The organism is Amycolatopsis endophytica, assembly GCF_013410405.1.
Lineage (GTDB): Bacteria > Actinomycetota > Actinomycetes > Mycobacteriales > Pseudonocardiaceae > Amycolatopsis_E > Amycolatopsis_E endophytica.
Genome location: NZ_JACCFK010000002.1, coordinates 1,524,586 through 1,543,973, shown reverse-complemented (window position 1 = coordinate 1,543,973; position 19,388 = coordinate 1,524,586). Strand labels below are relative to the sequence as shown.

General features: G+C 71.8%; 19 protein-coding genes. 13 read left to right on the top strand and 6 right to left on the bottom strand.

Going from position 1 to position 19,388, the window contains the following annotated elements:
- The first annotated feature begins 52 nt into the window (after positions 1 to 52).
- Positions 53 to 1,429, top strand: a complete 1,377-nt coding sequence (locus tag HNR02_RS32900) for a M14 family zinc carboxypeptidase (RefSeq protein WP_179777496.1) — start codon at positions 53 to 55, stop codon at positions 1,427 to 1,429.
- Positions 1,430 to 1,776: 347 nt separating this feature from the next.
- On the opposite strand, the gene HNR02_RS32895 is transcribed toward HNR02_RS32900, so the two are convergent.
- A complete protein-coding gene (locus tag HNR02_RS32895) occupies positions 1,777 to 2,778 on the bottom strand; it encodes a cation diffusion facilitator family transporter (protein WP_179777495.1) in 1,002 nt (333 codons plus the stop codon).
- 66 nt (positions 2,779 to 2,844) lie between these two features.
- On the opposite strand from HNR02_RS32895, the gene HNR02_RS32890 reads away from it, so the two are divergent.
- Positions 2,845 to 3,210 (top strand): ArsR/SmtB family transcription factor, encoded by a 366-nt coding sequence (locus tag HNR02_RS32890; RefSeq protein ID WP_179777494.1) that lies wholly within the window; start codon positions 2,845 to 2,847, stop codon positions 3,208 to 3,210.
- 141 nt (positions 3,211 to 3,351) lie between these two features.
- Here HNR02_RS32890 and ligD read toward each other — a convergent pair whose 3' ends face one another.
- The gene (ligD, locus tag HNR02_RS32885; protein WP_179777493.1) at positions 3,352 to 4,281 is read right to left on the bottom strand and encodes a non-homologous end-joining DNA ligase; all 930 of its coding nucleotides are present in this window, start codon (positions 4,279 to 4,281) and stop codon (positions 3,352 to 3,354) included.
- 258 nt (positions 4,282 to 4,539) lie between these two features.
- On the opposite strand from ligD, the gene HNR02_RS32880 reads away from it, so the two are divergent.
- The 4 genes from HNR02_RS32880 (at position 4,540) to HNR02_RS36350 (ending at position 7,353) form a co-directional block, all read left to right on the top strand.
- Positions 4,540 to 4,755 carry a hypothetical protein gene (locus HNR02_RS32880; RefSeq protein WP_179777492.1) on the top strand — a complete coding sequence of 72 codons (216 nt, stop codon included), beginning with the start codon at positions 4,540 to 4,542 and terminating at the stop codon, positions 4,753 to 4,755.
- A 173-nt stretch (positions 4,756 to 4,928) separates the two neighbouring features.
- Complete coding sequence (locus HNR02_RS32875; RefSeq protein WP_179777491.1) at positions 4,929 to 6,506, top strand: serine/threonine-protein kinase; 1,578 nt, start codon at positions 4,929 to 4,931, stop codon at positions 6,504 to 6,506.
- 29 nt (positions 6,507 to 6,535) lie between these two features.
- On the top strand, positions 6,536 to 7,225 hold the full coding sequence (locus HNR02_RS32870; protein ID WP_179777490.1) for a DsbA family oxidoreductase: 690 nt from the start codon (positions 6,536 to 6,538) through the stop codon (positions 7,223 to 7,225).
- The gene (locus HNR02_RS36350) at positions 7,222 to 7,353 is read left to right on the top strand and encodes a hypothetical protein (protein WP_281377465.1); all 132 of its coding nucleotides are present in this window, start codon (positions 7,222 to 7,224) and stop codon (positions 7,351 to 7,353) included. The genes HNR02_RS32870 and HNR02_RS36350 overlap by 4 nt, the downstream gene beginning before the upstream one ends.
- Positions 7,354 to 7,467: 114 nt before the next feature.
- On the opposite strand, the gene HNR02_RS32865 is transcribed toward HNR02_RS36350, so the two are convergent.
- Positions 7,468 to 7,866 carry an NUDIX hydrolase gene (locus HNR02_RS32865; RefSeq protein WP_179777489.1) on the bottom strand — a complete coding sequence of 133 codons (399 nt, stop codon included), beginning with the start codon at positions 7,864 to 7,866 and terminating at the stop codon, positions 7,468 to 7,470.
- Positions 7,867 to 7,909: 43 nt separating this feature from the next.
- On the bottom strand, positions 7,910 to 8,968 hold the full coding sequence (locus HNR02_RS32860; protein ID WP_179777488.1) for a LacI family DNA-binding transcriptional regulator: 1,059 nt from the start codon (positions 8,966 to 8,968) through the stop codon (positions 7,910 to 7,912).
- A 120-nt stretch (positions 8,969 to 9,088) separates the two neighbouring features.
- Here HNR02_RS32860 and HNR02_RS32855 point away from each other — a divergent pair, with 120 nt between their 5' ends.
- From HNR02_RS32855 to HNR02_RS32825, 7 genes are all read left to right on the top strand, one after another.
- Positions 9,089 to 11,134: a hydantoinase/oxoprolinase family protein gene (locus HNR02_RS32855; protein ID WP_179777487.1), complete on the top strand. Its 2,046-nt coding sequence runs from the start codon at positions 9,089 to 9,091 to the stop codon at positions 11,132 to 11,134.
- On the top strand, positions 11,131 to 12,780 hold the full coding sequence (locus HNR02_RS32850) for a hydantoinase B/oxoprolinase family protein (RefSeq protein WP_312861262.1): 1,650 nt from the start codon (positions 11,131 to 11,133) through the stop codon (positions 12,778 to 12,780). Before HNR02_RS32855 ends, HNR02_RS32850 begins: the two co-directional genes overlap by 4 nt.
- A complete protein-coding gene (locus tag HNR02_RS32845; protein WP_179777486.1) occupies positions 12,777 to 13,805 on the top strand; it encodes a Gfo/Idh/MocA family protein in 1,029 nt (342 codons plus the stop codon). The genes HNR02_RS32850 and HNR02_RS32845 overlap by 4 nt, the downstream gene beginning before the upstream one ends.
- Positions 13,802 to 14,893: an NAD(P)/FAD-dependent oxidoreductase gene (locus HNR02_RS32840; protein ID WP_179777485.1), complete on the top strand. Its 1,092-nt coding sequence runs from the start codon at positions 13,802 to 13,804 to the stop codon at positions 14,891 to 14,893. Before HNR02_RS32845 ends, HNR02_RS32840 begins: the two co-directional genes overlap by 4 nt.
- Positions 14,894 to 14,910: 17 nt before the next feature.
- The gene (locus HNR02_RS32835) at positions 14,911 to 16,242 is read left to right on the top strand and encodes an MFS transporter (protein WP_179777484.1); all 1,332 of its coding nucleotides are present in this window, start codon (positions 14,911 to 14,913) and stop codon (positions 16,240 to 16,242) included.
- Complete coding sequence (locus HNR02_RS32830; protein ID WP_179777483.1) at positions 16,242 to 17,828, top strand: gamma-glutamyltransferase; 1,587 nt, start codon at positions 16,242 to 16,244, stop codon at positions 17,826 to 17,828. Before HNR02_RS32835 ends, HNR02_RS32830 begins: the two co-directional genes overlap by 1 nt.
- Positions 17,829 to 17,993: 165 nt before the next feature.
- On the top strand, positions 17,994 to 18,149 hold the full coding sequence (locus HNR02_RS32825; RefSeq protein ID WP_179777482.1) for a DUF6131 family protein: 156 nt from the start codon (positions 17,994 to 17,996) through the stop codon (positions 18,147 to 18,149).
- Positions 18,150 to 18,216: 67 nt separating this feature from the next.
- Here HNR02_RS32825 and HNR02_RS32820 read toward each other — a convergent pair whose 3' ends face one another.
- Positions 18,217 to 18,522: an STAS domain-containing protein gene (locus HNR02_RS32820; RefSeq protein WP_312861261.1), complete on the bottom strand. Its 306-nt coding sequence runs from the start codon at positions 18,520 to 18,522 to the stop codon at positions 18,217 to 18,219.
- Between the two features lie 133 nt (positions 18,523 to 18,655).
- Positions 18,656 to 19,354, bottom strand: a complete 699-nt coding sequence (gene aztA / locus HNR02_RS32815; protein WP_179777481.1) for a zinc ABC transporter ATP-binding protein AztA — start codon at positions 19,352 to 19,354, stop codon at positions 18,656 to 18,658.
- Between the last annotated feature and the right edge of the window lie 34 nt (positions 19,355 to 19,388).

Here is a 19,388-nt window from a genome sequence, read left to right as displayed (position 1 = left end):
ACGTTCGCGGTGAACTGGACTGACGAAGAGCCGACGACGAGGAGGGGACGGCGTGACTCTGCCGGAATGGCTGGTCAAGGAGATCGACGGGGTGGGCGACCACGCCGCGTTCGCGGGGGTCGACGAGCTGCACCGCGGGCTGCACACGCTCGCGGCGGGCTACCGCGAGATCACGACGCTGCAGCGCGTGGGCACGTCCCGGCACGGTGAACCGTTGCTGTGCCTCACGATCGAGGGTGCGCCCGGTGATCCGACCGGGCTGGTGTTCGGCCTGCCGCACCCCAACGAACCCATCGGCGGGCTGACCGCGCTGCACCTGGCGAGCCGCCTGTGCGCCGATCCGGGTCTGCGTACCCGGCTGCGGCACCGGTGGCGCATCATCGCCTGCATCGATCCGGACGGGCTGCGGCTCAACGAGGGCTGGCTGGCCGGGCCGTTCACCCGCGAGCACTACGCGCGCCACTTCTACCGCCCCGCCGGGCCGGACCAGGTCGAATGGACCTTCCCACTGGACTACAAGGATGCCTACTTCGACGCGGCACTACCGGAGACGCAGGCCCTGATGCGCCTGATCGACTCCGACCGGCCCGATCTCGTGTGCTCGCTGCACAACGGCGAACTCGGCGGCGTCTACTACTACCTCAGCCGCGCCGAACCCGCCCTGCACCGGCGGTTACGGGAGGTGCCCGGGCACGTCGGCCTCCCGCTGGACCGGGGCGAGCCGGAGGCGCCCTACATCGTGCGGCTCGACGACGCCGTCTTCCAGGGCTCGTCGATCCGCGGCGCCTACGACTACCTGACCGGCCGGGGCGAGCCGTGGACGAACGCCGCGGGCGACAGCACAGCCTCCTACGCCGGCCGCTACGGCGCGCTGACCCTGGTCACCGAACTGCCGTACTGGACGTCGGAAGCCGCTGACGACGACAGTCCCGCCGGCACCGGTTACGCCTCCGCGCTGGCCGCGCACGCCAACGCGTTGAAGGGGCTTTCGTCGTTGATGGAGGACACGATCGCCGCCGTGCGCGACGACCTGATGGTGCCCGATTCACCGTTCTGGCGCGCCAGCCGCTCGTTCGCCGGAATGATGGCGTCGGCGGCGCGCGGTGCACGCCACCGCAGCACCCTCCCGGACACCGACCGCGAGGCGACGGTCGCCGAGGTGGCGTCGCTGGCGGAGGACACGCACAGTTTCCGGTTGCGGTACGGGGGGATCCTGCTGCGCGCACTCGACGGCGAGGTGGCGGTGGGCAACACCCGTCCGGCGGTGCGGGCGGCGCGGGACCGGGTTGCCTCGCAGCACGCGGAATGGCTGGCGGAGGACCGGTCGATCGGTGATTATCGGACGATTCCCATCCGGCAGTTGGTGGCCACGCAGTACGGGGCGGTGATCGCGGCCGCTGAGCACGTTGCTTCCGCGGTGGCTGGGTAGGGGGCGCTACGCGCGTTTCTGCGCTGCGCGCGGCTGAAAGCGCCGGGCTCGCAAACTCGCCATGGATCGGGGTGCGGGGAGGACTGGGCGGCCTGGTGGGTCGGGTTGCGGTGCCGGGCTGCGGTTGGGTGGGCAAGTGGCGTCCCGGAAGAGCAAACACGCCAACCGGAGCGGCCAACACGCCAACGGGAGCGGCCAAAACGCCGCTCGCGGCGGCGTGTTGGCCGTTCCGGGCGCCGTGTTTGCCGCTCGCGGCGGCAACTTCACGTTCGTCCGGCGCCCGGCAACCGCCTCCTCCCTGAGTCAGGACAAGGAGCAGGTTTGGCTTGGTTGATGGATTCCGTCGATCAATGCGGCTTCGTGGCGGGTTCGGTGTGGATGACGGCGGCGGCGAGCCGGGGTGTGACCTCGCGGAGGCGGTGCTCGACCCGGTGCGCGAGCCGGTGCGCCTGATCGACCGTGAGGGTCTCCTCGACGCGGATGGCGAGGTCCGCGTGGAGGCTGTGGCCGATCCAGCGCATGCGCAGGTTCGCGACGTCGTGCACGCCGGGGACCGCGCGCGCCGCCCGTTCGGCGTTCTCGACGGTCGAGGGCTCGACCCCGTCCATGAGGCGGCGGAAGACCTCCTTCGCCGCGTCGCGCAGGACGAACACGATGGCCACGGTGATCACCAGGCCGATGACCGGATCGGCGGCGGGGAAGCCGAGTGCGACCCCGAGCGCGCCGAGCACGACGGCCAGCGACGTGAACCCGTCGGTGCGGGCGTGCAGGCCGTCCGCGACGAGCGCCGCGGAGCCGATGCGGCGGCCGACCGTGATGCGGTAGCGGGCGACGAGTTCGTTGCCCGCGAAGCCGACGAGCCCGGCGAGCGCGACGACCCACAGGTGCTGCACCGGCCGCGGGTCCAGTAGGCGCCGGACCGCCTCGTATCCGGCGAGGACCGCGGACGCGGCGATGATCAGGACCACGACGACACCGGCGAGGTCCTCGGCACGGCCGAGGCCGTAGGTGTAGCGCCGGGTCGCGGCCCGGCGGCCGAGCAGGAACGCGATCCCGATCGGCAGCGCGGTCAGCGCGTCGGCGAAGTTGTGGATGGTGTCGCCGAGCAGGGCCACCGATCCCGTGACCAGCACCAGGGCGAGCTGGACCAGTGCGGTCGCGAAGAGGGCGGCGAAGGACCAGGTCAGGGCCCGTACGCCGGCGCGGCTGGTTTCGAGGGCGTCGTCCCACCGCTCGGTGGTGTCGTGGCTGTGCGGGGTGAGCGCGTGCCGGAGGCGCCGCCACAGCCGTGGTGCGTGCTCGCCGTCGGTGTGCCCGTGTCCGTGCCCGTGATGGGGCGGTGTCGTCATACTGGCACAGTATCAGCGTATATGCGTATGCACGAAGGTAAGCAGATGATGGGGTAGGGTGCGGTCATGCACGATTCGCTGCCGCAGTTCGACATGCCCGGCGACGAGCAGGTGCACCTGGCCGCCGAGACGTTCCGCCTGCTGGCCGACCCGACGCGGATCAAGGTCCTGTGGGCGTTGCTGCAGGGCGAGTCGTCGGTCGCGTGCCTGGCCGAGCTGGCCGGGGCGACCCCGACGGCGGTGTCCCAGCACCTGGCGAAGCTGCGGCTGGCCGGGCTGGTCAAGGGGCGCCGCGAAGGCACGTTCGTCTTCTACTCCGCGGCCGACGACCACGTACGCGGGCTGTTGGCGCAGGCGCTGCACCACGCCGACCACGTCGACCGCGACATCCCCTCGGTCGACCACGCCGAGGCGCACCGGCCACGGACCTGACGCCCCGCGCCGTCCGGTCGCCCGAACCACGGTGCGGTGCCACACCGGGATCAGCGGTCGAACACGTCCTTCGCCGCGTCCTTGCCCTGCTCGCTCTTGTCTTCGGCCTCCCGCCGGCTGATCGTTACCCCACCGGCGCGGTCACTCCAGCCCGTCGCGGTCGGCCCACTCCAGCAGCGTCTCCAGCGAGTACGCGGTGTCGTCGATGCCGGCGTGCAGATCGCCGAGCTTCGCGAACCGGGCGGGGACCGTCGCGATCGTGCAGTCGCCCGGTTCCACGTCGTCGATCTCGTGCCACGCGACCGGTGTCGAGACCGTCGCCTCGGGAACGCCCCGCACCGAGTACGCGCTCGCGATCGTGTGGTCGCGCGCGTTCTGGTTGTAGTCGACGAACACCATGGCCGGATCGCGGTCCTTGCGCCACCACGTCGTGGTCACGTCACCGGGCGCGCGGCGTTCCACCTCGCGGGCGAACGCCAGCGCGGCCCGCCGTACCTCGGAAAACCCCCATCGCGGCTCGATGCGCACGTAGATGTGCAGGCCGCTGCCGCCGGAGGTCTTGGGCCAGCCGGTGGCGCCCAGCTCGTCCAGGACCTCGTGCGCGACGTGCGCCACCCGCCGCACCGCCGCGAAGTCCGCCCGGGGCCCGGGGTCCAGGTCGATGCGCCATTCGTCGGGCCGCTCGGTGTCGGCGCGGCGCGAGTTCCACGGATGGAACTCCACAGTGGACATCTGCACCGCCCAGATCACGTGCGCGGGTTCGGTCACGCACAGTTCGTCGGCGTGGCGCTGGTAGCGCGGGAAGTGCACGCGCACCGTCTCCAGCCACGGCGGCGCGCCCGCCGGGACGCGCTTCTGGTGCACCTTGTCGCCGGTCACGCCGGACGGGAACCGGTGCAGCATGCACGGCCGCTCCCGCAGCGCGCGCACGATCCCGTCGGCGACGGACAGGTAGTACCGGGCGAGGTCGAGCTTCGTCTCGCCGCGCGCCGGGAAGTAGACCCGTTCCGGATGCGAGATCCGCACGGTGTGGTCCCCGGCCTCCAGCTCCACCGCAGAATCCTTGGCCATGAGGGAGAACCTAGCGCGCCACGCCGGGATCCACCGGTTCCCGCGCGTGCGCGGTCACCCGTCCTGTTCCTTCCGCCGCCGCTCGGCGAGCTGCTGGATCCGGGCGATGGCGTCGGCGCGGCGATCGGTGCTCTGCCCCGGCGCTCGGGCATCGGCGGCAGCGGCCCCGGTTCCTGGTTCGGTCTCACCGGGTTCCCGATCGGGGCCAGGCCACCCTGGTCACGGTGGAACCGCCAGGCGAAAAGCACCCCGTGCGGCGTGCCCGCCTCGTGGGCCTCGGCGAACACCGCCTCCGTCCGGTCCTCGCCGAGCGTCAGGCAGCCGTCCCAGCCCAGCGCGGCGCAGCGGGTCGACGGGTCGGCGGCGCGCAGCTGCTCCCGCGCCAGTGCCACGCTGCCTTCCACGGTGAAGTTGTCCTCGCTGTCGACGCGGACCGTGGCGGTCTTCTCCTCGCTGCTGCCGATCGAAAGGTAGAACGGCGGGAACCCGCTGCTCTCCGCCTTCGCCTGTTCGATCGCGAAGTCGAGTGCGTCGAAGAGCACCGTCGTCGACCTCGTTGCCGAGGTCCGGGACGGGGCCGGTGCTCGGTTCCCTCCGGGTGGCTGCCCGCTCTCGTGCCGGGAAGCCCGGATCCGTAACCTGTTCGGGTGACGACTACGGACGGCCTGACCGTGGACGGTGCCGGCGGGCTCCTCGCGGGGCGGTACCGGCTGCGCAGCCGCCTCGGCGCCGGTGCGATGGGCGTCGTGTGGCTCGCGCAGGACGAGCGGCTCGACCGGCCGGTCGCGGTCAAACAGCTGTGGCCCGGGCCCGCCCAGAGCGCCGAGGCTCGTCAGCGCGTCATGCGCGAGGGGCGGATCGCCGCGCGGCTGCGGCATCCGCACGCGGTCATCGTGCACGACGTCGCCGAGCACAACGGCCAGCCCGTGCTGGTGATGGAGTACGTGCCTTCACGCAGCCTCGCGACGGTGATCGCCGAACAGGGCCCGCTCGCCCCGGCCGCCGTCGCGCGCATCGGCGTGCAGGCCGCGTCGGCGCTGGCCGCCGCGCACGTCGCCGGTATCGTGCACCGCGACGTCAAGCCCGGCAACCTGCTCGTCGGCGAGGACGGCGCGGTCAAGATCGCCGACTTCGGCATCTCCCGCGCCACCGGGGACGTCGCACTCACGCAGGCGGGCGTGGTCGCCGGAACGCCCGCCTACCTGGCCCCGGAGATCGCGCGGGGGCAGGAACCTGCACCGGACTCGGACGTGTTCTCCCTCGGCGCGACCCTCTACGCCGCGGTCGAGGGCGAGCCCCCGTTCGGCGAGGACGAGAACTCCATCGCGTTGCTGCACCGGGTGGCCGCGGGCGAGGTCACGCCGCCGCGCCAGGCGGGCCCGCTGACCCCGGTCCTGATGGCGATGCTGCGGCCCGATCCGGTCCAGCGGCCCGGAACCGTGCAGGTGGTGACCGCGCTCCAGGCGGTGGCCGACGGGCAGCCGGTGCCGCCGCGCGCGCTCAACGCGGCTCGTGCCCGGACCCAGCCGGTGATCACGCCGTCCTCGCCCACGGTGCCGGTCAAGCCCGTCGGCGGGACGCGGATGGACAACCGGCCGGTCGGGGCAACTCCCGTGCGGAAGCGGCGGCGCTTCCTGCTGCCCGCGGCCGGCGCGCTGCTGGCGATCGTGGCGGTCGTCGTGCTGGTGCTGCAGATGTCGCCCGATCCGCCCGCTCCCGCGCAGGCGGCCACTCCGCCCACGGCGATCGACCCGGCGGTGCTGACACGCACCGTGAGCGAGTACTACGCGCTGCTGCCGGACCGGCCGGACAACGCCTGGACCCACCTCGGCCCCCGGATGCAGGCGCAGGGCCTGGACGCCTACCGCACGCGCTGGTCGGGCATCACGGCGTTGACGGTCGCGGCGGCGCCCGCGGCCGTCGGTGACAACACAGTGACGGTCGGCATCTCCTACACCTTCGCCGACGGCCGGGTCGTGACCGAGCCGCACCAGCTGGGGCTGATCCCGTCCGCCCCGTCCCCGCTGATCGACAGCGACACGGTCCTGTCCAGCGAGACCAGCACACCGCCGCCCCCGCCGCCGTCACCCACCCCCGCGACCACCGCGGAGAACAAGCCGGGCGGCGACGACAAGGACGAGGACAAGAAGGACAAGGACGACCGCCCCGGCCCCGGCCCCGGCCACGGGCACGGTCACGGCCACGGACGGGGCGACCGCGACTGACCCACCGCCGCCGTGGGTATGCCGGGTGCATGAGCATTCAGCCACGCAAGGGCACCATCGTCGTCTACACCGACGTCGCCTGCGCCTGGTCGACCGTCGCGATCGCGCGTCTGCTGCGGGCCCGCGACGAGCTGCGGGCGGACGTGCGGCTGGACCACCGGCTGTTCCTGCTCGAAGACGTCAACCGGTTCCCCATCCCGAAAAGGTTCCTGGACTCGGAGATCCCGGTGGTCGGCGCGCTCGAACCGAACCTCGGGTGGGCGCTGTGGCAGCACGACCCGGCGGACTGGCCGGTGACGACGCTGCCCGCCAACGAGGCGGTGCACGCGGCCAAGGAGCAGTCGCCGCAGGCCGCCGAGGAACTGGACCTCGCGCTGCGGATGGCGCTTTTCCGGGACAGCCGGTGCATCGCGCTGCACCACGAAATCCTCGACGTCGCCAGCGAGTGCGAACACGTCGACGCCACCGCGCTGGGCGAGGCGCTCGACGACGGCCGCGCCCGCGCCGCGATGATGCACGACTACCGCGCCAACCGGGATCTCGTGCAGGGCAGCCCGCACCTGTTCTTCGCCGACGGGTCGGACGTGCACAACCCTGGCATCGAACTGCACTGGGTGGGGGAGCAGGGCGCCGGGTTCCCGGTCGTGGACCGGGACGACCCGGACGTGTTCGCGGAGCTGGTGAAACGCGCCGCGGCGGATCACGAGGAGGAGCGATGACCGATCCGGAACGTGAGGACCTCGGCGAGGAGGGCAAGCCCGCGACCGAGGAGGACGAGGGCCTCGGCGAGGAGGACCACTCCCTGCCCGACGACCCCACCCCCACCGGCCCCGGCGACGAGCCCTGAAGACTGTTGCGGCAGTGGCTCGCGTGCCGGTGCGGGTGGCGGCCCCTCCCGCCTGCCCACCACCCTCAACGGAGGCGCTTCGCGCGACCCCGCCGGTTCACACCCGCGGAGGCGTCAGGTGAGGTGCCCGGCCTGGTGCAGGTGGTCGAAGATGAGTTGGTCGACGGGGGATACGCGGTCGCGGTCGGCGTAGGTCAGCCAGATGAGCTCGTCGATCTCGCTGCTGGGCGTCAAGGTGCCTTGGTAGTCGGCGGTGTAGCAGGTCATGCGCACCGTGATCCCGGCGTCGTGGCCGTGTGCCTGGGCTTCGAAGGTGCCCGCGTGCGCCACACTGGCGGGCGCGATGGCGACGGCGAGTTCTTCGTGAATCTCCCGGATGAGAGTCTGGATGTCGGTTTCACCTGGTTCGCGTTTGCCACCGGGGATGTAGTACACGTCCTTACCGTGTGACCGCGTGCTGAGGATCCTGCCACCTTCCAGCCGGATCCACGCGATCTTGTCGATGGCTGTCATGTTTCCTTCCTGACCGGGTGGAGCCGGGTTCGGGGGCGCGGGGTCAGCGGGGGACTGTCGAGCCGCGGGCGACGAGCTTCGCGCGCAGCTGGATGTGCTGTGGGCGCTGGTGGCCGGTGGCGGTGATGCGGGTCAGCAGCTGTCGTCCGGCGCGGGCGCCCAGGTCGTAGGTCGGCTGTTCCACGATCGTGAGTTCCGGGCGCACCAGCGTGGTCCACGGTTCGTCGTCGAAGCCGATCAGGGACACCTCCGCGGGCATGCGCAAGCCGAGGTCCTGCGCGGCGCGGTAGGCGCCGGAGGCCAAAACGTTGTCGGTACACAACACGGCCGTCGGCGGGTCCGCGAGGTCCAGCAGGCGCACCATCGCGTCGTAGGCCGACGAGCGGTCGTAGCGCGCGGAGGCCACCAGCGCCGAATCCACCGCCAGCCCCGCCGCGTCCAGCGCGTTGACATAGCCCCGCAACCGCACGGCGCTCGGGAACAGCCCGCGCCGCCGGTTGCCCGACCGCACCCGCGCCAGCTGGCCGCCCGCCTCGGTGATCACCGCGATCCGCCGGTGCCCCAGCTCCAGCAGGTGCTCCATCGCCTCGGCGGCGGCGTGGTCGTTGTCCACCGTGATGCTGTCCGCGTCCGGCACACCGCTGACCTGCCGGTCGATCAGCACGACCGGCACACCGGCGTCCATCGCGTGCTTGAGGTGCGCCCCCTCGCCGGGGCGGGCGGCGGCGACGATCATGCCGTCGACCCGCTTCTCCGACATCACCGTGACCGCACGCTGCTCGGAGGACAGCTCGCCACCGGTGTTGGCCAGCAGCACCTCGAACCCCGCGGGCGAGGTCACGTCGGTGATGCCCCGCAGCGCGGTCGCGAAGAACGGGTTCGCCACGTCGGTCACCACCACGCCGATGGTGTTCGTGCTGCCGGTGATCATGCTGCGCGCCAGGCTGTTCGGCCGGTACCCCAGTTCGGCGGCCGCGGCGAGCACCCGTTCCCGCGTGCGCTCGCTGACCTGCCCGTACCCGCCGAGCGCGCGCCCCGCGGTCGCCGTCGACACCCCGGCCAGGCGGGCCACGTCGATCAGCGAGGCCCCGTGCGTGGTCACCTGCGCGCCTCCCCAGCGGCGAATCCGGGCGGATGTCTTGACTCACGCTACCACTGCCTGAGAAGGTTCTCATCCAACAGGTACTGAGAAGGTTCTCATTCGCAGCGAGGCTTGGAGCACATGACACTTCGGATCGGCGTCGACACCGGTGGCACCTTCACCGACGTCTGCGCCCTCGACGAGCGGACCGGGCGCCTGTACGTGCGCAAGGTGTCCAGCACTCCGGACGATCCCGGCCGGGCCATCGTGACGGGCGTTTCCCAGTTGCTCGACGAGATCGGCGGACGTGACCTCGGCGAGGTGGGCTACTTCGCGCACGGCACCACGGTCGGCACCAACGCGCTGCTCACCGGCCGCGGCGCCCGGACCGGACTGCTCACCACCGCCGGGTTCCGCGATCTGCTGGAGCTGGGACGCGGCCGCCGTCCCTCGCTTTACGACCTGCAGGCCGACAAGCCCGCCGCGCTGGTGACCCGTGATCTCCGGCTGGAGGTCGACGAGCGGGTCCGCCACGACGGCCGGGTCGAGAAGGCGCTCGACGAGGAGCAGGTCCGCACGCTGGCGCGGCGGTTGCGCGAGCAGGGCGCCGAGGCGGTCGCCGTGTGTTTCCTCTACAGCTTCGTCGATCCCGCGCACGAGCGGACGGCCGAGCGGATCCTCGCCGAGGAGCTGCCGGGGGTGCACCTCTCGGTGTCCTCCGCGGTGCTGCCGGAGTTCCGCGAGTACGAACGGCTGTCCACCGTGGTCGTCAACGCCTACCTCGGGCCGGTGGTCGCCCGCTACCTCGCCCGGCTGCGGACCCGGCTGAGCGAGCTGGGCCTGCGCGCCACCCCGCACGTCACCCAGTCCAACGGCGGCATCATTCCGTTCGAGACCGCCGAGCGGACGCCGTCGCGGATGGTCCTGTCCGGGCCGAGCACCGGTGTCGTCGGTGCCGCCGAGATCGCCCGCGCCGCCGGATACCCGGACATCATCACGTTCGACGTCGGCGGCACGTCCTCGGACGTCTCGCTCGTGCAGGACGGCGTGCCCAAGGCGTCCAACGGCACCGAGATCGACGGCAGGCCGGTGCGCGCCCCGATGCTCGACATCCACACCGTCGGCGCCGGCGGCGGCTCGATCGCCTGGATCGACGCGGGCGGCGCGCTCAAGGTCGGACCGGGCAGCGCCGGTGCCGATCCGGGCCCGGCCTGCTACGGCCGCGGCACCGAACCGACCGTCACCGACGCCAACGTCGTCCTCCAGGTGCTCAACCCGGAGTACCTGCTGGACGGGCAGATGAAGATCGACGCCGCCGCCGCACGCACCGCGGTGTCCACAGTGGCCGGCCCGCTGGGGATGGACCTGCTCGACGCCGCGCAGGGGATCGTGCGGGTCATCACCGCGAACATGGCCCGCGCGATCCGGGTCATCTCGGTGCAGCGCGGCTACGACCCGCGCGACTACGTCCTGGTGCCCTTCGGCGGCGCCGGTCCGCTGCACGCCGTGCGCCTGGCCCGCGAGCTGGGCATGCGCACCGTGCTGGTGCCGGAAACCCCGGGCGCGCAGTGCGCCGCGGGTCTGCTGATGACCGACATCCGCGCCGACTTCCTGCGCACCCGCATCACCCCGCCCGACGAAAACACGGTCGCCGCGGTGTTCGCCGAACTGGAGGCCGACGCGACGGCGTGGCTCGCCGAGGAGAACGTGCCCGCGGAGCGCCGACGCACGGAACGCTTCGCCGAGATGCGCTACGCGGGCCAGAACCACGAGCTGGCGGTCGCGGTTCCGGAAGGCGTGATCACCGCCGGCACGGTCAGCCAGCTGGCCAAGCGGTTCGCCGCCGAGCACGAGCGGATGTACGGCTATTCGGCCGCCGACGACGAGGTGCAGGTCGTCACGTTCCGGCTGCGTGCCATCGGCGAGGTGTCGCGTGCCGAGCTGCATCGAGCCGAGCGCGGCGACGCCGATCCGGCCGTGGCCCGGAAGGCCATCCGCGAGGTGTATCTGCCGGAAAGTGGCGGCTTCACCGCGTGCCCGGTCTACGACCGCAAGCTCCTCGAACCCGGTCACCGCGTCGAGGGCCCGGCGGTGGTCGAGCAGATGGACACCACCACCCTGCTGCTGCCCGGCGACGTGGCCGTCGTCGACGAGCTGCGCAACCTGATCGTGGCGGTGGGCCGGTGACAACGGAAGGGAAGACCATGCAGGACCCCGTGCTGGTCGAGGTGATCGGCTCGGCGCTGTCGTCCATCGTGGAGGAGATGGGCGAGACGCTGGTGCGCGCGGCCTACTCGACCAACATCAAGGAACGCCGCGACTGCACCGCCTCGCTGTTCGACGCGCGCGGCCGGATGCTCGCGCAGGACGAGGGCGGTTCACCGCTGCACCTCGGCTCGCTGATGGGCATCGTCGACGAGATCACGCGCCGCTATCCGGAGGGGACGATCGCCGACGGCGACACGTTCATCGGCAACGACCCGTTCACCGGCGGCGGCTCGCACCTGCCCGACATCGTGCTGGTGTCACCGGTGTTCCTCGAGGGTGAGATCACCGCGTGGGTGGCGAACCTGGCCCATCACGCCGATTTCGGCGACCGCGGCCACGCGCACATCTTCCAGGAGGGCCTGCGGATTCCGCCGGTGCGGCTGATGCGCGGCGGTGAGCTGCAGACCGACCTGTTCGAGCTGATCCTGCTCAACTGCCAGGTCCCGCACGAGCGGCGGGCCGATCTGCGTGCGCAGATCGCCGCGAACCGGCTGGCCGTGACCCGTTACACCGAGCTGGCCCGACGGTACGGGCGGGATACGCTGGTCGCCGCCGCCGAAGCGCTGCTCGACTACACCGAGCGGCGTACGCGCGCGGCGATCGCGAAGGTGCCCGACGGCACGTACACCTTCGCCGACCGCTTCGACTGCCCGGAGCTGGACGACGAACTGGACCTGGCCGTCACCGTGACCGTGCACGGCGACGAGGTCACCTTCGACTTCACCGCCCCACCTCAGGTCCGGGCCAGCGTCAACGTCGTGTGGACCGCGCTCTACGCGGCGGTCTACTACTCGCTCAAGACGCTGGTCGACCCGGACATCATCCCCAACGCGGGACTGCACCGGCCGGTCACGATCGCCGCGCCGCGCGGTTCGGTGCTCAACTGCGTGGAGCCCGCCGCGGTCAACGGCCGCAGCGAAACCTGCCAGCGGGTCGTCGACCTGATCCACGGCGCACTGGCCGGGGCGGTGCCGGAGACCGTGACCGCGGCGAGCAACGGCGCCAACACCGGCGTGCACTTCTCCGGGGTGGACAGCCGGTCCGGCCGCTACTTCGTCTACCTGGAGACGATCGGCGGCGGCTGCGGCGCCCGCCTGGGCAAGGACGGGATGGACGGCGTGCAGGTGCACATGACCAACACCAGCAACCTGCCGGTGGAGGCGCTGGAGACCGAGTACCCGCTGGTGGTCGAGGAGTACGCGCTGATCGACGACTCCGGCGGCGACGGCCGGACGCGCGGCGGCATGGGCATCCGGCGCACGGTGCGCGTCGAGGAGTCCGACGTGCACTTCTGGCTCGACACCTCGCGGCAGAAGTCGCGGCCGTGGGGCCTGTTCGGCGGCGGACCGGGCGCGAGCGCCGGGGTGGAGCTTTCCGAAGGGGCGCAACCGGTCGAGCACGGCTACACGCGCCTGCAGCCGGGCGACCGGGTCTCGATCCTGACCGCGGGCGCGGGCGGGTACGGTCCACCATCCGAACGCGATCCGGAGGACGTCCGCCGTGACGTCGCCGAAGGCCGGATCTCCGCCGAGCGCGCCCGCGCGAACCACGGGGTGGACTCATGATCCGCACCGCCGTGGTCGGATTCGGTGTGTCGGGGCGGATCTTCCACGCCCCGTTCCTCGCCGCCGACGACGCCTACTCACTCGACTTCATCGTGACCGGTAACGCCGATCGTGCCCGGCAGGCGGCCGATGAGTATCCACACGCGACGGTGGTTTCCTCGCCGGAGGCGTTGTTCGAGCGGGCGTCCGCAGTGGATCTCGTGGTCATCGGAACGCCGCCGGTGACGCACGCCGGTCTCGCGGCGACGGCGCTCGATCACGGCCTGCACGTGGTGGTGGACAAGCCGTTCGCGGTGTCCAGCGCGCAGGGCGAGGTGCTGATCGAGCACGCCCGGCGCGTGGGCCGGGTGCTGACCGTGTTCCAGAACCGGCGGTGGGACGGCGACTTCCTGACCCTGCGCAAGCTGATCGACGACGGCGAGCTGGGCGCCGTGCACACCTTCGAATCGCGGTTCGAGTGGTGGAAGCCGCAGGGACCGCGTGACTGGAAGGCCGGGGCGGGCGTCGCCGAGGGCGGCGGAATCCTGTTCGACCTCGGCACCCACCTGATCGACCAGGCATGCCAGGTGTTCGGGCCGGTCGCTGACGTGCACGCCGACGTGCTCCGGCGCGGCGCGGGCGCGGGCGACGACGACACGTTCCTCGTGCTCACCCACGAAAACGGCGTCCGGTCGCGGCTGTTCATGACCGGCCTCGCCGCGCTGCCCGGACCACGGTTCCACGTCCTGGGTGAGAAGGCCGCCTACACGAAACACGGCCTCGACCCGCAGGAGGACGCGCTCAAGAACGGCGCCCGCCCCGGCGACGACGGGTTCGGCCGGGAACAGCCGGAGAACTGGGGAACGCTCGGCGTCCGCGGCGGCACCCGCCGGATCGAGCCGGAACCCGGCGACTACGGCCGGTTCTACCGGCTGCTCGCCACCGCGCTGGACGGCGGCGCGCTCCCGGTGGATCCGCGGGACGCGGTGGACGTTCTTCGCATCATCGAGCGGGCACACGCCCGGAAGGGGGATCTTTCCCGATGACCGCAGGCAAGCACGTCGTCGTGGTGGGCGGGGGCGTCCTCGGCGTCTCCACCGCCACGCACCTGCAGCGTGACGGCGTGGCGGTGACATTGGTGACCGAGGGCGAGCTGGCCGACGGCGCGTCCGGGCGCTCGCTGTCGTGGCTCAACTCGGCCGGATCACGGTCGGCGGCCTACCACACGCTGCGAATGGCCGGGATAGACCGCTACCGCACGCTCTTCGCCGCAGACCCGGCGCGCGAATGGCTCCGCTTCGACGGCGGCCTGCACTGGAGCACCGACCGCGACGCGATGCGGGAACGGCACCGGGCCGAAGTCGCGCACGGCTACGACTCCGAGCTGGTCTCGCGGCACCCGGGACTCGACCCGTCGGCGATTGCCGGGTTCGCCGTGCACAATCCCGGCGAGGGCTGGGTTTCGCTGCCGCACCTGATCGAGCACTTGGTCGCCGAGTTCACCGCGCTGGGCGGCGAGGTCGTCACCGGCGCCGGGCGCGCGAGCGTCACGACGTCCGGGGGAGTGGCGACCGGGGTGACCACCACTGGCGGGCAGCGGTTCGACGCCGATGCGGTCGTGGTGGCCTGCGGCGCCGCGACACCGTCCGTCGTGGCCGCGCTGGGGGTGTCCATTCCGGACTCCTCACCGTTGTCGATGCTCGTGATCACCGAGCCTGCCGCCACCGAGGTCAAGTCCGTGCTCAACACCCCGCGCGTCGCGCTGCGGCCCAACCCCGGCGGCACGTTCGCCCTGGACCACCACTGGTACGAGGACCGGATCACCGAAGCGGCCGACGGCACCTGCACGATCGACGAATCGGTGGTCAAGGAACTGGCCGCGGAGGCGTCCGCCCTGCTCGACGGCGGTGTCACGCTGACCGCCGCGTCGTGGAAGCTCGGCCGCAAACCGGTCCCGGGCGACGGCGAACCCGTGTTCGGCGAACTGTCCGCCGTGCCGCGCTGCTTCGTCGCCTTCACCCACTCCGGCGCCACGCTCGGCCTGATCGCCGGCGAGCTGCTGGCCCGCGAGATCCGCACCGGCGAGTCCTGCCCCATGCTCGAGCCCTTCCGGCCGGACCGCTTCCGGCCCTGACTCCGCGAGGAGACCCGTTGACCGACCACGACACGCGCCGGACGACGCCGTCCGGCGACCTGCGCTCGCGCCGCAAGGTCATCTTCTCCGCCATGCTCGGCAACGTCGTCGAGTACTACGACTTCGGCCTCTACGGCACGCTGGCGGTGATCATTTCCCGGCAGTTCTTCCCGGAGGGTGACGCGACCGCGGCGCTGCTGTCCACCTACGCCGGGGTCGTGCTGTCCTACGCGCTGCGGCCGGTGGCCGCGATCTTCCTCGGACCGCTGGCCGACCTCAGGGGCCGCCGGTTCGTGCTGCTGCTGACGATCGCGGTGATGAGCCTCGGCACCGCGGGCATCGGCCTGCTGCCCACCTACGCGGCGATCGGCATCGCGGCGCCGGTGATCCTGCTGCTCTGCCGGATCCTGCAGGGCATCGGCGCGAGCGTCGAGTACACCACGGCGGCGAACTTCATCTTCGAGCACGAGCGCGGCAACCGGCGCAACTACCTCGCCGGGCTGAGCGTGGCGTCCACTTCGGTCGGTCCGCTGCTCGCGACGCTGGTGGCCTATCTGGTGATCTCCGCGATGCCCGCGCAGGCGTTCAACGACTGGGGCTGGCGGATCCCGTTCCTGCTGGCGATCCCGATGGCGCTGATCGGCATCTACATCCGCCGTCATGTCGAGGAAACACCGCAGTTCAAGGAGATGGCGGAGCTGGCCGAGCGTAGCAAGGTCAAGCAGAAGCCGTTCCGCACCGCCGTGCGGGAGCACTGGGGTGCGATGCTGCGCGCGATCGGCCTGGGCGCCGGTCAGCGCGTCGGGTCGTTCGTCATCCAGGCCTATTTCGTCACCGCGATGGTCAAGGCCGGGTTCGCCGAGAACAACGCGCTGCTCGCGTCGCTGCTGACCTACGCGATCGGTCCGATCCCGGCGATCTGGGGCGGCAAGCTCGCCGACAAGCACGGCGCGCGGATCCCGCTCGTGGTCGGGTACGGCCTGTTCGTCGTGCTGACGGTGCCGACGTTCCTGGCGATCGGCTCGGGGTCGCTGTGGCTGGCGGTGGTCGCGGTGGTGGCGTTCACCTTCATCAACAACTTCGTCGGCGCACCGCTGACCACGGCATACGTGATGAGCTTCCCGGCGGAGGTGCGGGCCAGCGCGTCGGCGCTGAACTACAACGTCGGCACGACCGCGCTGGGGTCGACCGCGGGCCTGATCGCGGTGTGGTTGTTCGACCTGACCGGCACGAACGCCGCGTTCGGCTGGTACATGACGGCGATCTGCGCCATCTCGATCCTGATCGCGTTGTTCGCGATGCCGCACTCGGTCGACGAGCAGCGGCGCAAGTCACTGGCGGAGGCCTGATGGACCGGGAAACGGCCGACGCACTGGCCCGCGGCGCGTCCTACGGTCGGAAGGAGCCGGTCGAAGCCCGCAACGGCATGGTCGTGACCTCGCATCCGCTGGCGGTGCGGACCGGGCTCGACGTCCTGCGCGAGGGCGGGTCCGCGGCGGACGCGGCCCTCGCGGCGGCCGCGACGCAGCTGGTGGCCGAGCCGCACATGACGGCGCTGACCGGTGGCCTGGAAATGCTGTACCGCAACGGCGAAACCGGGGAGTCGAGCTACCTCAACGGCAACGTCGCCGCGCCGCTCGCGCCGTTGCCCGGGTTCACCGGCGCCGATCTGACCACCGGCCGCGGCGTGCCCGTCCCCGGCTGGTGGCCCGCGTTCCGCGCCGCGCACGACCGGTTCGGCAGGCTGCCCCGCGCCCGGTTGCTGCGGGACGGCATCCAGCTGGCGCGCGACGGTTTCGCGGTCAACCCCTACCTGTTCGGCGAGATGTACGCGCACCGGGCGGAGCTGGGCTGTCACGAACAGGGGCGGGAGGCGTTCCTGGCCGGCGGCAGTCTCGTCGCGCCAGGGGAGACACTGCGGCAGGAGCGGGTCGCGCGCACGCTGGAACGGCTGCGGGACGAGGACCTGGACTACTACCTGGGCGGCTTCGCCCGCGCGTTCAGCGCGGAATGCCGCCGCGGCGGCGGGGTCATCACGCCGGAGGACTTCGCCGCCTACCAGGCCCGGTGGCACACCCCGGTGCGCGGCACCTACCGGGACGTGGAAATCGTCGCCTCCGCACCGCCGGACGACGGCGGATGCCAGCTCATCGAGGCGCTGAACCTGCTGGAGCTGACCGATCTGCGGTCGCAGGGCCCGGCGCACTCCTCGGTGGAGACGCTGGAACTGCTCACCCTCGTGCACGACGAGGTCTACCACGCCCCGCCGCGCACGGGCTCGACGGACGTGGAAACGCTGCTGTCCAAGGACTACGCGGCGCGGCGGATGGCCCGGCTCGGCACGGCTCCGCCCGCCACGGCGGTGCCGACACCCGGCACGATCCACATCACGGTCGTGGACGCGCAGCGCAACATCGCGTCGGTGACGCACTCCCACATGGCCTCGCCGTGGGTCAACGGACTGTTCGCGGAGGGCTTCCAGCTCTCCGGCGGCGGTTCGTTCTTCCAGCGCGGCATGCCCTGGCCCGGGGAACGCGCCACCGTGTATCTCGCGCCGAACATCGTGTTGCGCGAGGGTGAGCCGGTCATCGCGTCCGGTTCGCCGTCGGTGTCGCTGGTCGCGTGCGTGCTGCAGAACCTGGTGAACCTGGTCGACTTCGGTCTGTCCATCGAGGAGTCGGTGGCGGCACCGCGGTTCGGGGCGCGGCCGCACGAACCCGCGTCCGGGTGGTTGCCCGGAGTGACGCTGGAGCACGGGTATGCCCCTGATGTCGCAACGGAGTTCCGCCGTCGGTGTGCCGAGCGTGGCCGGTGGTGGCGCGATCTGGGGCCGTGGCATTCACTGACCGGAAACTTCGAGGGCGTGACGTTGTCGGGCGGGATGCTGCGGTCCTGTGCGGACCCGCGGCGCAACGGGGCTGCGGAGGGGTACTGACGCGTCTTTCGGCTACGTGGCGCAACGCTGTGGTCGCGACGCAGCAACTTCGCGGCGTGCGGGGGGCTTCCGGGTTTGGTCGATCATGGCGGCGGGTACCGCTGGCCGGTCCCCATCGGAACAGGACGGGTGCTCCTCGCTGTCCTGCCGTCAGAAAGAGTTGCCATGATCGTTCTCGGTGTCATCCTGCTCATCGTCGGTCTGGTGACCGGCATCTCGATCATCTGGACGATCGGGATCGTGCTCCTGGTCGTCGGTGCGGCACTGGCGATCCTCGGCGGCACCGGCCGCAAGGTCGGTGGCCGCGCGCACTGGTTCTGATCCGGGCCGCGGAGTGCCGGCCCGCGCACGAGCCGGCACTCCGCGGTGGCGCGCTGCCGCTCCGGGTTCAGGCGAGCAGGTGGTCCAGCCCCGCGGCGACGAGCGTCACCCGCGACGCGTGGCTCACCGGTCGCACCCGCAGCGCCAGCTGTTCCGCGGCACGCGCCAGTGCCGCCGCGCCCGCCACCGACAGGAAGTCCACCGCGGACAGATCCACCTCGACCGCCCGCGGCGCCAGCCCGGCGGCGTCCGCGAGCGCCTCGGCCAGCGACGGAGCCGTCAGCAGGTCCACCTCCCCGGCTACCGCCACCGTCACCACACCGTCCAGCTCCGCCACCCGGACGTCGACCATCGGCCTCCCGGAGTCCGTCACGCCGGTCACCACCTCCCCGCCCAGTCTGAACAGGGTTCAACCGCGGAGGCAGGACCTCGGGTGCGAATTCACCGGAAGTAGTGACGACCGGGTGGTTTGGGACCCGGACGGCGTGACAGACAGCGACGACGGGTCAGCTCCACAGGCTGAGCAGCGTCTCCCCGGTGAGCAGGTCCGCGGGTGGGCCCGCGGCGAGGACCCGCCCCTCCCGCAGCAGCACGCAGTGATCGGCCCGTTGCGCCTCGGGCAGGTCGTGCGTGGCCTGGACCACGGTCATCCCCTCCTCCGCCATCGCGCGCAGAGCCCGGGACACGGCCTCGCGACCGGGCACGTCCAGTGACGCGGTCGGCTCGTCGAGCAGGAGCAGGTGTGCCTCCCGTGCGAGCGCCTGCGCCAGGAGCGCACGCTGCCGCTGCCCGCCCGACAACGCGGACAGCCGTCGTCCCGACAACGCGGTGAGGTCGGTCGCTGCCAGCGCGTCGTCGACCGCCGTCCGGTCGTGCCGGGTCAGCCGTTGCCACGGGCGCCGCACGGGCCAGCGGCCCATCTCGACCGTCTCGCGCACCGTGATCGGCAGCAGTGGCGGCACCGCGTCGTGCTGCACGACCAGCGCCGGTGGCCCGGCGGGACGCGTGACGGTTCCCCCGCTCTGACGCAGGATTCCCGCCAGGACACCGAGCAAAGTGGATTTCCCGGAGCCGTTCGCGCCCACCACCGCGGTGACCGCGCCCGCGGGAAAGGACACCGAGACGTCGTGCAGGACGGTGCGCCGCGCGTACCCGGCCGAGACGCCCTCCAGTGTGGCGCCGGCCCGGATTGTGCTGTGCGTCATGACGCCTCCTGTTTGTAACGAAAATCGTTTTCAC

What these genes read in the sequence shown, in the direction of transcription:
- HNR02_RS32895 (WP_179777495.1), bottom strand. Translation starts at nt 2,778, where the DNA reads ATGACGACACCGCCCCATCACGGGCACGGACACGGGCACACCGACGGC.
- HNR02_RS32890 (WP_179777494.1), top strand. Translation starts at nt 2,845, where the DNA reads ATGCACGATTCGCTGCCGCAGTTCGACATGCCCGGCGACGAGCAGGTG.
- ligD (WP_179777493.1), bottom strand. Translation starts at nt 4,281, where the DNA reads ATGGCCAAGGATTCTGCGGTGGAGCTGGAGGCCGGGGACCACACCGTG.
- HNR02_RS32870 (WP_179777490.1), top strand. Translation starts at nt 6,536, where the DNA reads ATGAGCATTCAGCCACGCAAGGGCACCATCGTCGTCTACACCGACGTC.
- HNR02_RS36350 (WP_281377465.1), top strand. Translation starts at nt 7,222, where the DNA reads ATGACCGATCCGGAACGTGAGGACCTCGGCGAGGAGGGCAAGCCCGCG.
- HNR02_RS32865 (WP_179777489.1), bottom strand. Translation starts at nt 7,866, where the DNA reads ATGACAGCCATCGACAAGATCGCGTGGATCCGGCTGGAAGGTGGCAGG.
- HNR02_RS32855 (WP_179777487.1), top strand. Translation starts at nt 9,089, where the DNA reads ATGACACTTCGGATCGGCGTCGACACCGGTGGCACCTTCACCGACGTC.
- HNR02_RS32845 (WP_179777486.1), top strand. Translation starts at nt 12,777, where the DNA reads ATGATCCGCACCGCCGTGGTCGGATTCGGTGTGTCGGGGCGGATCTTC.
- HNR02_RS32840 (WP_179777485.1), top strand. Translation starts at nt 13,802, where the DNA reads ATGACCGCAGGCAAGCACGTCGTCGTGGTGGGCGGGGGCGTCCTCGGC.
- HNR02_RS32830 (WP_179777483.1), top strand. Translation starts at nt 16,242, where the DNA reads ATGGACCGGGAAACGGCCGACGCACTGGCCCGCGGCGCGTCCTACGGT.
- HNR02_RS32825 (WP_179777482.1), top strand. Translation starts at nt 17,994, where the DNA reads ATGATCGTTCTCGGTGTCATCCTGCTCATCGTCGGTCTGGTGACCGGC.
- aztA (WP_179777481.1), bottom strand. Translation starts at nt 19,354, where the DNA reads ATGACGCACAGCACAATCCGGGCCGGCGCCACACTGGAGGGCGTCTCG.